We start from the raw sequence: 14,774 nt of genomic DNA on the forward strand, positions 1-14,774 counted from the left end.
CGGCATAGAAAAGGCCAGCTCAGGCATCTACAAATGGCTGGAAAAATTCGGCATCAGAGGGTTTGTAACTCTCAAACTTATTCGCTAAACCTATCATACCGACAACTCTATCTTTTATCTTAATCGGTAGCCCTAGAAATCGGTTTATTCGAGGATGACCTTTTGGCGTTCCTCTTGATGCAGGGTGGTTTATGGGCGAATTAGCAATAATCACCTCACCTGAAACAATAACTTTCCCAAATAAGTTGTCGAAACTAGTGAAATATAGATTTCTGTTTTTATACTCCGAATATTGAGAAAAACTTTCGCTGTCCCAAACAATTTCAGAAATAGCGTGTATAAACAGCTTAGGCTCAGTATCTTGGTCTTGCATTTGTGCAATAAAAGCAAACTGACTATCAGATAAATCTATAAGCTCGGGCAGTACTGTCTGACACGCTAATGTTAAATCATTGCTTTCCAAGTATGACGCGCGAGTTTTGTTGATAAACTGCAGCAGCTGAGTTTTTTTCCGCTCAAAAATCTCACTTTCCATTCTCCGCGTAATGTCGCGGTGGATACCCGCTATGCGGATGGGCTTTCCATTTGTGTCGCGCTCTACTATTTTTCCGTAAGACTCGACCCAAACCCAACTGCCATTGGCATGTTGCATTCGAAATGAAGTATTAAAAACTTGGCTTTTTCCTGCAATATGGTCTTCAAGATGCTGTTCAAATTGCATCAGGTCGGCGGGGTGGATGAGCTGTCTTGTGTACCTGTAGCTACTGTCGTAGTACTCATAATCAATACCAATAATTTCGCACCAACGCTTGTTTACCTGATTAACATTCGCTTTCAGGTTCCAATCCCATGTGCCTAACTCCGAGGCTTCTAGCAGCAAGCGCATACGCTGGTTGGTTTCGTTTAGCTTGTCTTCTACATATTTCTGATCGCTAGTGTCGAATAAAAATGCCTGTACTGAAACCAAACTACCATCGTCGTTAAAGCTGGCAGTAGAAATCATACTCACCCATATGGTGCGGGTGGGAGCAGACACCTTCAGCCTGCACACATGGCTTTCTACCCCTTCCATGTGTGCCTGCATCGCAAACGTGAAATCAGCATCAGACTGATCGCACATTAAATCAATTAGCTCGATATTCCCGTTTAACAGGTCGGCCGCCTCTGCACCTAACACGGCGCGGGCATTTTTAGAGATGTATACAAGCTTTAAAGAATTAGCAAAATTCCATGTGGCCAGCACAATAGGCGACTTTTCAATAAGCCCATGCTCGCGTTTAAGCATCTCATGCTCTCGGGACAAAGCAATGTGTTTGCTAACTAAAGCGCCTATCCTTTTTAATAAAGTAAGGTTCTCGTTCTCAATCTTTCTAGGTTGGTTGTCAATTAAACACACCGCACCAATGGTCTCACCATCAACATCAATAGGAGTACCCGCATAGAAGACGACTTTATTGTCGTTAATTAGAATGGGATTGCGGGCAAAGCGCTCATCCTCATTAGCATCAGATACGACTAATGCTTCGCCTGAGTCGACTACGCGATTACAAAACGCATGCTCCCTTGGAATAGTTTTAATATCTGTACCGTGGCATGCCTTAATCACTTCTTCATGCCTACCTACAATTCCAAGTAACGCGATAGGTACATTGTATGCTTCAGCTAGCAGCGTCATTAAATCATCAAGATCTAAATTAAGTTCGCTATTTAGCATGAATGCATCAATGGTTTTCAGTCGTTTGCTGTCGTCCAAGTTTAACGTCTCTTAGGCGGATTCTATTATAAAAGTAGTTAGTTATTGGCTAAATACCAGTTTATAAGCCCAGCAATTAGTCTTAACCAAACCGCTGTTGTCGTTAGTTAAAAGTTTGATACGAGTTTTGGGTAATAAAGGTGCGCTTTTCGCTATTCATTGGCACTATTTTTCACTAGCATAGCGTTATTGTAAAACAAGCTGTTTGTCATTCATGGAACATTCAACACCGCTCGAATTTTTGCCTTTTAGCGAACAATTGTCGCCCTATTTTAATTCTATAAATAGAGAATGGATCACATCGATGTTTGTTCTTGAACCTGTTGACGAAGGTGTTATTTCTCGTCCTAAAGAATTTATTATCGACAAAGGCGGGTACATTTGGTTTGCTAAACACCCTACCTTAGGCATAGTTGGCACATGTGCCCTGGCGAAAAAGTCTGATGGCGTATTTGAACTCACCAAAATGGGAGTTGTGTCCAACGTTCGCGGCTTAAAGGTAGGAGAGAGGTTATTGCAGCATGTGCTGACTGAGGCACCTTCTATTGCTTTCAATACATTATTTTTATTGACCAATAAAGACTGCGAAGCCGCCATCCATTTATACGAAAAAAACGGATTTACGCATTGCGCCGACATTATGGATAAATACGGAAGCGCCTACGAAAGATGTAATGTTGCTATGCGCTATATTCGTTAAATTTGCGCCCATATTCGATACGTAAACCGAATGCTTAGGCTGCCCTTCACCAGCCTAAGTAAAGGAACGTAAACTCGTTGTACCACATCCCGTTTACGCGTTTAAAACAAGACGCCACTGGTTTTGTGATACACTATTACCGTTTTTATTTCATAGGATGACAGAATTCATGTCGTGGATGCGCAAAGCCTTTTTATCGGTATTTCATTATCCTGTTAAGTTGCTCGTCAAAGCACACAGTATTCCGGTGAATGTCGATTCAGAGCTTGGTATTGATAAAGAAAAGCCGATGGTATATTTGCTGCCAACTAATTCGGTGACCGACCAGCTTGCACTCAAGATGTCGACAGAAGCACTAGGGCTTCCCGATCCTACAGCAACACTTTCCCTAGCAGGTAGAGAGTACCCATCAACACTTTTCTTGAGAAAAACGCAGCCGCTATTCCGCTCAAGTGCAGATAACACTGGTATTGCCGATGTGTTCACCGACTTATTTCATCTGCACAGAGATCATCAAAACCTAGACCTTCAGGTGGTTCCTGTATTTGTGACCTGGGGACGAACGCCAGGTAAAGGTAAACCGGGTTTAGGTGATCTAATTACGTATAAAGCGGCACCCAGCTGGCTTCGAAAATTGTTTATTGTACTGTTTTTAGGCCGCGACAATTTTATCAATTACTCAAAAGCGGTTTCTGCACGCACCATGGCTAATCAGCACGGGAGCGATCAAAGCATAGCGCAAAAACTTGTAAGAGTAGCAAGCACTCACTTTCAGCGTAAGCGCCAAAGTATGACGGGCCCCACGCTTTTAGAACGTCAGGAGCTCAACAATAGTGTGTTAGGTTCTGATGCAGTTCGCAGGGCGATGGCGGAAGAGTCTCGCGGCAAAAAAATCTCTCACGAAAAAGCCAAGGAACGCGCCAAAACATATATCACTGAAATTGCTGCAGACTATCGCGAAGGGCTGATTAGATTTGGTGACAGAATTCTTACCCGTATTTGGAATAAAATTTATAACGGTATCAGCGTGGGTCACGCAGAACGAATTCGAGAGCTGGCTGCTAACGGTCATGAAATTATTTATGTTCCATGCCACCGCAGCCACATGGACTACTTACTTTTAACCTACGTTATCTATCACGAAGGCATGGTCACGCCACATATCGCTGCGGGGATAAACTTAAATTTTTGGCCTGTAGGCAAGATATTCAGAAGAAGCGGGGCATTTTTCTTAAGGCGAAGCTTTGCAGGAAACAAACTATACACGGCAGTATTCAGAGAGTACTTGGAATTACTGTTTAATAAAGGTTATTCCGTTAAATACTACCCTGAAGGCGGCCGCAGCCGCACAGGCAGACTAATACCCCCCAAAACAGGTATGCTTGCAATGACCATTCAGGCCATGCTGAAAGGTGTAAATCGCCCAGTAAGTTTGGTACCCGTTTATATTGGTTATGAAAACGTGATGGAAGTGAAGAGCTATTTGAACGAGCTGAAGGGGTCGAAGAAGAAAAAAGAATCTAACCTTCAAGTTTTTACGGCTATCAGAAAGCTTAAAAACTATGGTCACGGCTACGTGAATTTTGGTGAGCCCATTCAGCTAAATCAGTTTTTAGAGTCTCACGTGCCTAATTGGCGAGAATGCCGAGATGCAGAGCCTGAAAAGAAACCAGCTTGGTTAACTCCAGCGGTTAACGAGCTTGCTAATAATGTAATGACCCGCATCAACCGCGCAGCGGCCTTGAACGGAATGGCCCTGGTGTCACTATGCTTACTGTCTTCAAAAACCCAGACTATGAGTGAGTCTGAACTTAAGCAAGCAATGAGCGATTTTATAGACCTATTTAAACGTGCGCCGTTCAGCGCAGATGCAACCATCCCAGATGCCTCTGCTGAAACCTTGTTAAGCGATACTCTACAGCTTGGCCGATTCGATATTACCGAAGACGACTATGGCAAACTCATCAGTCCACAGCCAAAATCTGCGGTCTATCTCACTTATTACCGCAATAACATTTTGCATTTATTTGCTATTCCGGGGCTGATCATGGCTTCTGTTTTTGCCAAAAAAGGCATCAGCAAAAACAAGGTATTTGAACTTATCGCATCGCTGTATCCTCTGTTGCAGAAAGAGTTGTTTCTCCACCTTACTCAAGATGAAGCCCTTGCACACACAGACGCGTTAATAACAACGCTGTTAGACAATGGCTTACTGCGAGAAGTTGATGGAGAATTGCTTCCTCCTGATGCTCACTGTAAGCAGTTTCATTCTGCCTGGCTTCTTAGCCGCTGCATGCAGGAAACATTACAGCGTTATGCTGTCGTATTGACTATTTTAGACAAAGAGAAGTCGATTAGCCGCGGTGCTCTTGAGCGAGCTAGTAAAAAAGTGGCAGAGCGCCTCTCTGCGCTCTACGGTTTGAGTTCGCCTGAGTTCTATGACAAAAATGTATTGTCTAGTTTCATTAGTGCTCTTAAAGATAATCACTGGTTGGACTCAGAAGATGACGGTAGCCTGAAGTATTCTGAAGAATGCGAAGCGCTTCGCGAAGACGTTATGGCATTGATTTGGCCTGAAATGATGCAGCATTTAGAGAACGTTGCATTACATTCAGATAAAGACTAAGTTTTTGTCGAAAAGAGGAGGCTCTTATACTGCTCCAGAGTAAGCAAATGCTTTGCCTGAAGCAGTATAAGAAGTAACCGTTGCGCTAAAAGCGAGTTTTCTTACTATCAGTTTTGCTAAATATCATTCAGGTTGTGATAAGAAGAAACGATAAGCTGGGTTATCTGTCACTTCCTCAACTTTGTAGCCTAATTCCACTACGTGCTGGTTGAAGGCCTCTCGGCTATCGGGTGCAATATCAAAACCCACCAGCACCAAACCTTCAGCAGCACCATGATTGCGATAGTGGAACAAAGTAATATTCCATTGCTCGCCCAAGGTGTTTAAGAAATTCAACAATGCCCCTGGACGCTCAGGAAATTCGAAGCTAAACACCTGTTCGTTCAAAATGCTTGGCGGTCTTCCGCCAACCATATGGCGAACATGTAGCTTTGCTAATTCATTGTTTGACAGATTAAAGCAATCGTAACCTTTGTTCTCTAGGTCGCCCTGAAGTTCGGCAAACTCCTTCTGCCCACCCTTTAGCTTTACACCTACAAATATATGGGCTTCACTGTCGCTAGCGTAACGATAATTGAACTCGGTGATCGCTTTTGCGCCAACACATTCACAGAACTGCTTGAAGGCGCCTTTGCTCTCTGGAATTTTAACGGCAAATACCGCTTCTTTTTGCTCACCTAACTCACAGCGCTCTGAAACATAACGCAAAGTATGAAAATTGATATTGGCTCCGCATAAAATACCGCCTAAAACCTTGCCTTTTAAATCGTGTTCTTTGGCATATTTTCTAATGGCCGCAACCGATAAAGCGCCAGCAGGTTCAGCAATAACGCGGGTGTCATCAAAGATATCTTTAATAGCGCCACAAATTTCATCATTGGTAACCGTAATAGTTTCATCTACAAGGCGGTTACACAGTCTGAAGGTTTCTTGGCCCATCACTTTTACCGCCACGCCATCGGCAAAAATACCGACGCTGTCTAATTCCGTTGGCGTACCAGCTTCCCGCGCTTTAATAAAGCAGGCAGATTCTTCTGACTCAACCGTCACAATTTTTATGCTGGGCTTTAGCTGCTTCAAATACACTGCGATACCGGCCGCCAAACCACCGCCGCCAACAGCAACGAATAAGATGTCGATATTGGGGTTTTGCTCTAACAGCTCTCGCGCTACTGTACCTTGCCCGGCAATAACATCAGGATCGTCAAAGGGTGGAACGAAGGTGTATCCAAACTCTTCACACAATGCCTTAGCATGGCCATTTGCCTGGTCGAAACTTGTGCCATGCAGTACCACATCCACACTGTCTCCGCCAAAGCGGCGTACTGCGTCAATCTTGATGTCCGGCGTTGTTTCAGGCATCACTATCGTTGCCTTAATTCCCTTCATCTTGGCGCTGTAGGCCAGACCTTGTGCGTGGTTACCAGCACTAGCCCCAATAACACCCGCATTAAGCTGCGCATCCGACAGAGAGTTAATTCGATTATAGGCACCGCGAAGCTTAAAACTCTTTACTGGCTGCTGATCTTCGCGCTTTAAAAATATGTCGTTACCAAGTTCAGCAGATAGCAAAGACATATAAGAGAGTTCGCTGGCCACTGCAACATCATAAACAGGGGCCAGTAATATCTTCTTTAAATACTCGTGGTCGCTTACACTCATAACCCTTCCAATTTTTTCACATCGCGCACTGCACCTTTATCGGCACTAGTTGCAAGAGCAGCGAACGTCTTCAAAGATGTAGACACTTCGCGAACGCGATCTTTTGGACGCCATGGGGTATCGCTAGCTTCCATTTTTGCACGGCGCTCAGCGAGTTCTTCGTCGCTGATGACAATATTAATGGAGCGATTGGGGATATCGATTTTGATCTTATCGCCATGTTCAACCAAGCCAATACCGCCGCCACTTGCCGCCTCTGGCGAGCAGTGTCCAATAGATAGCCCGCTGGTGCCACCACTAAAGCGTCCGTCTGTTACCAAAGCACAGTGCTTACCTAATCCCTTAGACTTTAAGTAAGACGTTGGGTAAAGCATCTCCTGCATACCTGGGCCACCGCGTGGGCCTTCATAGCGAATGAACACAACATCACCTGCTTTTACTTCATCGCCTAAAATACCGGCTACAGCATCATCTTGGCTTTCATAAATTCGCGCCGTACCTTCGAAAGTCAGTATCGACTCGTCAACGCCTGCGGTTTTAACAATACAGCCATCTTCAGCCACATTGCCGTAAAGGACTGCTAGCCCACCTTCTTGGCTAAATGCATTTTCTATTGAGCGAATACAGCCTTGCTCTCGGTCGGTATCTGCATCGTCCCAGCGGCAACTTTGACTGAACGCCTTGGTCGTGCGAATACCAGCAGGGCCTGCGCGGAAAAACTCAATGGCTTTGTCATTTTCCGGATTAGTAATATCCCAATCGCTGATGACTTCAGTAAGTGGCTTGCCCAGCACGTGGTTAACATCGGTGTTTAACAAACCCGCTTTATTCAGCTCGTTGAGTATGCCAATAACACCACCTGCGCGATGTACATCTTCCATATGATACTGAGGTGTAGCAGGCGCGACCTTACATAGGTGAGGCACTTTTCTCGACAGGCGATCGATATCGTCCATGGTAAAAGGTACTTCACCTTCCATGGCCGCTGCGAGAAGATGCAATATGGTATTGGTCGACCCGCCCATGGCAATATCTAAGCTCATAGCATTTTCAAAAGCGCTGAAATTGGCAATATTGCGTGGTAGCACGCTTTCATCATCATCGCCATAGTAACGTTTGCACAACTCAACAATTTGCTCGCCGGCTTTCTTAAACAAACCTTCTCGGTCTGCGTGGGTTGCCAACATTGAGCCATTACCCGGTAGCGATAAACCAAGCGCCTCAGTTAAGCAGTTCATTGAATTGGCTGTGAACATTCCCGAGCACGAGCCACATGTTGGGCATGCTGAGCGTTCTATCTCATCGGAGTCGGCGTCACTTACCTTATCGTCGGCGGCGGCAACCATGGCATCAACCAAATCTAGTTTGATCAGTTGGTCGGACAGTTTCGTTTTACCTGCCTCCATCGGGCCACCGGACACAAACACTACTGGAACGTTCAGGCGCATAGAGGCCATTAACATTCCTGGAGTTATTTTGTCGCAGTTAGAAATACATACAATGGCGTCTGCGCAATGGGCATTAACCATGTACTCAACTGCATCGGCAATAATTTCACGAGACGGCAAGCTATAAAGCATTCCGCTGTGGCCCATGGCAATACCGTCGTCCACCGCGATAGTATTAAATTCCTTGGCTACGCCACCCGCGGCTTCAACGCTACGAGCGACTAATTGCCCCATATCTTTCAGATGCACATGCCCAGGCACAAACTGCGTGAATGAATTGGCAATAGCAATAATAGGCTTTCCGAAATCAGAATCCTTCATGCCTGTGGCGCGCCATAGAGCGCGAGCACCAGCCATATTTCTACCTTGCGTGGTGGTTGCAGAACGTAACTTGGGCATAAATCCCTCCCGTTGATATGGTCAAACGAAAAATAAGTGTCAGCAAGATTAACTTACCGATTTACTATGCTGTATTTTATTGCAGTAAGAGGCGGCTTGCGTTTTGCTAGGGCCTGCATAATTAAAATATTCTTACTGGCAACTCTAAAAATGTATCTGGCAAGCCTTTGTAATGTGATGCCGAAAGCTGGCAGACGAGTTGAGTTTCTTAAAAAACTGCTGCACTGGCTTTTATAATAGACGACTCACAAAATAGGCGTTGCTAATATCGATAGAAAAGGTCGCAAAAAAGTTACCGTTACGGCGCTCTTTTTAGTGATAAACTTGACGTGCTACTGGCCCTTTACAGACAGTAGCAATGAATGAGATGTTATTCAGCGAGGGTTATGGCGGCCCTCTTAACGCGCTTTACGCATGTATAGTGTTTTTTATCGCAGTGGCCGCTGCGACAATCACGGGCAAAGAAATATCATAAAACCCGACACTGAATCAAGTATTTTGCGGGTTAGCGAGCGATTTAACGCTACTTTTTTATATTTTTAGATTTTTAATTCGCAGAGAAAAGGCTGGCATACATGTTTGATTGGTTTCATTGGCTCAACCTCGCCGGGGTAGCTGTATGCGCAATCTCTGGCACTTTGATGGCTTACCAAAAGCGTATGGACGGTTTTGGGGTCATTGTGCTGGCTAGTGCTACTGCTATTGGTGGCGGCACGCTTCGCGATGTTATGTTAGACGTTCCCGTGTTTTGGATTGCCGATACAGACTACTTATACACCACACTAGTTGCAGCATTTATTCCTATTCTGTGGCTTCGTATTAGCCCACGGTTTCCCTTTCATTACCTGCTCATCGCCGATGCTTTTGGGCTCGCACTATTTAATGTGGTAGGCATTGAAAAGGCGCTGGCAAATGAGACGGGGATGGCCGTTGCCGTGGCTATGGGTACCATTACGGGTGTTTTTGGTGGCTTATTACGAGATGTCATTTGCCGAGAAGTGCCGCTTGTTTTGAATGGAGAACTTTACGCGATGACCTGTATTGCTGGTGGTGTTGCTTACGGAATAGCACACTTCTTCGGCCTTGCTACACAGTGGTGTGGCATTAGCGCGCTTATTATTACCGTATTATTGCGCTTGGGCAGCATGCGCTGGCATTGGCAGCTCCCTGTATTTTATAAAGAGCACCATTAACGCTTTTACCACACGAGCACTACAAACTAGTTAGTGCTCTAGCAGCAATAATAATATCTTAACTTATCAATTACATATTCTCCCCTTAAGTACAGTTTTCAAGATAACCAACCCCGCTTACACTAATGATAAGTTTAATCGCAAGGAGCGAATAGCTGTGTGCTCTCAACCTTGTAAACATTGTTGGAGCGTGTGGATGAGTATGGCAGTGGTGAAAACATTTGCGGGGCAGGGGTTATCTGCGCCAGAAATTTCGGTGGAAATTCACCTAGCTAACGGTTTGCCTGCATTTCAGCTAGTGGGTATGGCAGAAACGAGTGTTAAAGAAGCCCGCGAACGCGTGCGAAGCGCATTAATTAACAGCGGCTTCGACTTTCCCGCCAAACGGATAACAGTTAATTTAGCTCCTGCAGATATTCCTAAGTTCGGAGGCCGATTTGATTTACCCATTGCGGTGGGTATTTTAGTGGCTTCTGGTTACCTCTCAGACACCAGTTTGCTAAATATCGCTTTTGTTGGAGAACTTGCACTAAACGGCGAAATAAAGCCCGTAGGGGGTCTTATCCCCGTTGTTATCGCAGCGGCAAATGAAGATATCCCCCTTATTTACCCGGGAGATAACGATGTAGAAGCTGCGTTAGTATCGCACGCAGCTCGACTGCCCGCTTTTGATTTGCTCTCTGTTTACGAGCATTTAAGTGGCAATAAAAAACTGCCAGTTGGACAACCATTTACGCCTTCCTCCTCGACAATCAATAACCTTGGGTGGGACGATATCATTGGCCAAGAACAAGCTAAGCGAGCACTTATCATTGCAGCTTGCGGAGCACATAATTTGTTAATGGTAGGCCCACCTGGTACAGGAAAAAGCTTACTGGCAAGCCGTATGCTGGCTTTATTGCCGCCTCTCACCGAAGAAGAGGCTCTTGAAGTTGCTTCTGTATACTCGGTAAAAGGCGAAAAACTTAACCCCGAAAAGTTTATGCATAGGCATTTGCGTTCCCCGCATCATACTAGCTCTGCTGTTGCATTGACTGGAGGTGGCTCTCAGCCCGTTCCAGGCGAAATATCCTTAGCCCACAACGGGATACTTTTTCTAGATGAATTGCCTGAATTTGGCCGTAAAGCATTAGACGTGTTGCGCGAACCTCTAGAGACCGGTGATGTACATATCTCTCGAGCATCTGGCAGCGCGACTTACCCTGCAAACTTTCAGCTTGTGGCGGCAATGAACCCAAGTCCAACCGGCGATATAGACGATAACCGCCTATCTCCCCAGCAACAGCTTAACTACCTCAATAGACTCTCGGGGCCGCTGTTAGACAGAATAGATATTCAAGTGGAAGTGCCTCGATTACCAGAATACGACCTACCTTCGGCCAAAAAAAGTACCGATGACTCTATTCACGCTGTAAAAAAGGACGTTGCAGAAACCCGTCATATACAGCTTATGAGGCAGGGCAAACCTAATGCTGCGCTCAATGCTGCAGAGCTTGCTTCTGCGTGTAAGGTAAGCGATAGCGACCTTAATTTTTTAAAGGCTGCAGCCAAACAGCTAAACTTATCTATGCGCGTTTTTCATCGTACCTTGAAAGTAGCCAGAACCATTGCCGATCTCAACCGCGAAGATAATGTAACCCGTGCTCACATTAGTGAAGCGTTAGGATACAGAGCCTTAGACAACCTTATAAAACAATTGAGTAGCTGTTAGCTAACGCACATCGAGTTTTAGAAAAGCATCAATTAATGGCTCGTGCTGCTTACTTTGCAGACAGCATAAACCGAGCGCATAAGGCTCTATGTCATCTACCTGAATTTGCGTAACAGCACTGGCCATGCTTGAGTGATCTAACACTACTTTAGGCACAAACCCCACGCCGCACTCTAAGGCCACCATACTCACAATTGCCTCGTTACCACCGACATAAGCATAGACGTTAGGGCGAATACCGTGCTCTGCAAACCAATGATAAGCAGTGCGCCGAGTCGGCCCTGTTTCCGGCATAATGACTTTATGGCGTATCCAATCGAGCTGATTCAACTGAGTCAAACGCCATTCTCGGGGAGCTATTAACACCAACGGAACATCGTCAAGCGCGGAAAAATGCAGATCAGTAGGCATATCCGGAGTGTAAATAGCGATAGAAAGGTCGCATTGTTTGCTTTTTACTTTTTCTATCGCTAGCGCGGGGTCACCCGTAATTAGGCGTATATCTACGCCGGGATGTTGCTCCCTAAATTGACGAAGCATATTGGGCAAATGGCTTTGACTGGCCGTTACCGAGCAAAAAACACTTATCTCGCCTTGTAACGCTTCACTGTCCTCTCGTAAATCTATTTTGAGCTGCTGCCAATCTTTTAAAGCTTGTTTAGAAAAAGCCAACAGCTTGTGTCCACTGTGAGTAAGTGCCACCTTTCTGTTATCGCGCTTAAACAAAGTGCAGCTCAAATCGTCTTCAAGCCTTTGAATAACGCGACTTAGCGTAGACGGAGAAACATACATGGCTTCAGCAGTATCACCAAAATGTAAGCTAGTGGCCAAATGATTGAAGAGTTGAAGACTACGAAAATCCATAACGTTTCACTATTTGCAATATTATCTTGCAAATATATCATTTTCCAAAACAAAAGAAATCTTTTAATCTTCTCAGCAAGTCGTCATAGACGAGGTCTATCGACACCATGACGGTGTTTGATATTGACAAAAATGAATGTTGTTCGGAAATTTTTATGGCTAATTATTTCAATACCCTATCACTACGCCAGCAGTTAGACCAGCTTGGCCGCTGTCGCTTCATGGCACGCGATGAATTTGCTGACGGTTGTCAGTTTTTAAAAGATAAGAAGGTCGTCATCGTAGGGTGCGGCGCACAAGGTCTTAACCAAGGCCTGAACATGCGTGATTCTGGGTTAAACGTTGCTTATGCTCTGCGTCAAGCAGCTATCGATGAACAACGCGATTCTTACAAGCGCGCATCGGGCAATGGTTTTACCGTTGGTACATACCAAGAGTTAATTCCTGATGCTGACCTAGTGTATAACCTTACACCAGACAAACAGCATGCTAGCGTTGTCGAAGCGGTTATGCCACTTATGAAAAAAGGTGCAACACTTAGCTACTCTCACGGTTTCAATATTGTTGAAGAGGGTCAGCAGATCCGCAGCGATATTACTGTAGTTATGTGTGCTCCAAAGAGCCCTGGCTCTGAAGTACGTGAAGAATATAAGCGTGGTTTTGGTGTACCGACACTAATCGCGGTTCACCCAGAAAACGACCCTGAAGGTAAAGGTTGGGACACGGCTAAAGCACTTGCGAGTGCAACTGGCGGTGACAGAGCGGGCGTACTCGAGTCTTCATTCGTTGCCGAAGTTAAGTCTGACCTTATGGGTGAGCAGACAATTTTGTGCGGTATGCAACAAGTTGCAGCTGTGCTGGCCTTTGAAAAAATGGTGGAAGACGGTATTGATGCAGGTTACGCCGGTGCACTTATTCAGTACGGCCTAGAAGCTATTACTGAAGCACTTAAGATTGGCGGCGTTACTAATATGATGGACCGTTTATCTAATCCAGCAAAACTGAAAGCCGCTGAGCTTTCCGACCAGCTTACAGATTTACTTCGTCCGCTATTTGAAAAGCATCAGGATGACATCATTAGCGGTGAATTCTCTCGCACTATGATGGAAGACTGGGCAAACGGCGACGCTAACCTTCTGAAATGGCGTGAAGAAACTGGCGAGGCCGCTTTTGAAAATGCGCCAACTTACGAGGGTGAAATTAGCGAACAAGAATTCTTTGACCACGGCATTCTTTTAGTTGCCATGATCAAATGCGGCGTAGAGGTTGCCTTCGACGTTATGGTTGAGGCAGGCATTCTTCCTGAATCAGCTTATTACGAGTCGCTACACGAAACACCCCTTATTTCAAATACCATCGCACGTAAGCGTTTATATGAAATGAACGTGGTTATCTCAGATACTGCAGAATATGGAAACTACTTGTTTGCGAATGCAGCAATTCCAATTTTGCGTGAAAGCTTTATGCCTACTATCGATACTTCAGTGATAGGTAAAGGTTTGCCAGCTATCTCTAACCAGGTAGAGAATAAACGCCTAGTTGAAGTAAACGATGCTATCCGCTCACACGGCGTGGAATCAGTAGGAAAAATCTTGCGTGGCTACATGACTGACATGAAAGCTATAGTAGTGTAAGACAGTAGTTAGGACAGTTTCTGTCGTTAGGTGCTTAAACTAAGCCCTTTTGCCCGACCATTTTGGTCGGGCTTTTTTGTTTGCCCAGCGAAGCTGGCAAACCCGTCAGGTTGAAAGAAACCTGAATCACCCTGACTGAGGGGAAGATAATCCGAATGGCAAGGGCGTTGTTGGCCAACGGCAGGGTCTGAAGGAAGCCATAGGAAGTTAGAGGTACACAACGCAAGTGAACCTGATTCGGCAAGACAGGAGGGTAAGCGTGCAAAATAGCGCGAAGCCCGATACTCAGTCAGTCCTGTTTTGTGTTTGAGGGTGGAATTTCTAACAGGGAGCCAGTGCAGTAACTGGGGAAGCCTGGCATTAGATCCAATCAAATGGTTGGACGTATCGTTCAAGGAGTGATCCAAGAATGTTGCGAGTGTGAGGTGGCAGATGAACCCGTAGTAGTGAGTAAGGCTAGGCCGATGAAAGCCAGTAATGGTGTGGAGGGTAAAACCAAGCCGACTATCAGCATTGTGTTTGATAGGATCTATTTTAGCCAAAAGCTTAAATGGATTGCGAAGGGGGGAAGCAGACTTTAAGACTCTGATGAGTTGTGAGTTTTTTTATCATTGATACACAAGCCGCCAGATCAGCGGGACAAGTCGAATCGGTGCGCTAGGAATAGTGATGTCTGGTGAGACAGGCCGTATATGGGAAGTAATTGTAGTCAAATTTGGTAGATTGCCTCAGTGCTAGAACGCCAAACCCTGCAATGAAAGTTACCACAATGTTAGAAAATGAA

The 14,774-nt window shown here is 45.3% G+C and carries 11 protein-coding genes; 6 read left to right on the forward strand and 5 right to left on the reverse strand.

The genetic code is table 11. The features are described 5' to 3' along the window. Nucleotides 1-19 precede the first annotated feature (19 nt). Nucleotides 20-1,753, reverse strand: coding sequence for a GAF domain-containing protein (locus CW735_RS18990; RefSeq protein ID WP_232230526.1), 1,734 nt, complete (start codon nucleotides 1,751-1,753; stop codon nucleotides 20-22). A gap of 304 nt (nucleotides 1,754-2,057) precedes the next feature. Between CW735_RS18990 and CW735_RS18995 the strand changes: the two genes are divergently transcribed. Together CW735_RS18995 and plsB are read left to right on the forward strand one after the other, a co-directional pair. Continuing rightward, nucleotides 2,058-2,453, forward strand: coding sequence for a GNAT family N-acetyltransferase (locus CW735_RS18995; protein WP_083595344.1), 396 nt, complete (start codon nucleotides 2,058-2,060; stop codon nucleotides 2,451-2,453). Nucleotides 2,454-2,622: 169 nt separating this feature from the next. Beyond that, entirely contained in the window at nucleotides 2,623-5,079 is a 2,457-nt protein-coding gene (gene plsB / locus CW735_RS19000; protein ID WP_071981012.1) for a glycerol-3-phosphate 1-O-acyltransferase PlsB, read from the forward strand. Between the two features lie 123 nt (nucleotides 5,080-5,202). On the opposite strand, the gene ilvA is transcribed toward plsB, so the two are convergent. Beyond that, a complete protein-coding gene (gene ilvA, locus CW735_RS19005) occupies nucleotides 5,203-6,741 on the reverse strand; it encodes a threonine ammonia-lyase, biosynthetic (RefSeq protein ID WP_071981013.1) in 1,539 nt (512 codons plus the stop codon). Next, nucleotides 6,738-8,588: a dihydroxy-acid dehydratase gene (gene ilvD, locus CW735_RS19010; RefSeq protein ID WP_071981014.1), complete on the reverse strand. Its 1,851-nt coding sequence runs from the start codon at nucleotides 8,586-8,588 to the stop codon at nucleotides 6,738-6,740. The genes ilvA and ilvD overlap by 4 nt, the downstream gene beginning before the upstream one ends. A 575-nt stretch (nucleotides 8,589-9,163) precedes the next feature. Here ilvD and CW735_RS19015 point away from each other — a divergent pair. Together CW735_RS19015 and CW735_RS19020 are read left to right on the forward strand one after the other, a co-directional pair. Continuing rightward, nucleotides 9,164-9,781: a trimeric intracellular cation channel family protein gene (locus CW735_RS19015; protein WP_071981015.1), complete on the forward strand. Its 618-nt coding sequence runs from the start codon at nucleotides 9,164-9,166 to the stop codon at nucleotides 9,779-9,781. Nucleotides 9,782-9,977: 196 nt separating this feature from the next. Next, nucleotides 9,978-11,492 (forward strand): YifB family Mg chelatase-like AAA ATPase, encoded by a 1,515-nt coding sequence (locus tag CW735_RS19020; protein ID WP_071981016.1) that lies wholly within the window; start codon nucleotides 9,978-9,980, stop codon nucleotides 11,490-11,492. Here CW735_RS19020 and ilvY read toward each other — a convergent pair whose 3' ends face one another. Beyond that, on the reverse strand, nucleotides 11,493-12,356 hold the full coding sequence (gene ilvY, locus CW735_RS19025; protein WP_071981017.1) for an HTH-type transcriptional activator IlvY: 864 nt from the start codon (nucleotides 12,354-12,356) through the stop codon (nucleotides 11,493-11,495). It lies immediately after the preceding gene. 155 nt (nucleotides 12,357-12,511) lie between these two features. On the opposite strand from ilvY, the gene ilvC reads away from it, so the two are divergent. Further along, nucleotides 12,512-13,990, forward strand: coding sequence for a ketol-acid reductoisomerase (ilvC, locus tag CW735_RS19030; protein ID WP_100973324.1), 1,479 nt, complete (start codon nucleotides 12,512-12,514; stop codon nucleotides 13,988-13,990). 26 nt (nucleotides 13,991-14,016) lie between these two features. Here ilvC and CW735_RS19685 read toward each other — a convergent pair whose 3' ends face one another. Next, on the reverse strand, nucleotides 14,017-14,364 hold the full coding sequence (locus CW735_RS19685; protein WP_157812726.1) for a hypothetical protein: 348 nt from the start codon (nucleotides 14,362-14,364) through the stop codon (nucleotides 14,017-14,019). On the opposite strand from CW735_RS19685, the gene CW735_RS19040 reads away from it, so the two are divergent. Further along, on the forward strand, nucleotides 14,365-14,571 hold the full coding sequence (locus CW735_RS19040; RefSeq protein WP_015068459.1) for a hypothetical protein: 207 nt from the start codon (nucleotides 14,365-14,367) through the stop codon (nucleotides 14,569-14,571). Nucleotides 14,572-14,774: the final 203 nt, after the last annotated feature.

It is taken from the genome of Alteromonas sp. MB-3u-76 (assembly GCF_002831605.1).
Taxonomy (GTDB): domain Bacteria; phylum Pseudomonadota; class Gammaproteobacteria; order Enterobacterales; family Alteromonadaceae; genus Alteromonas; species Alteromonas hispanica.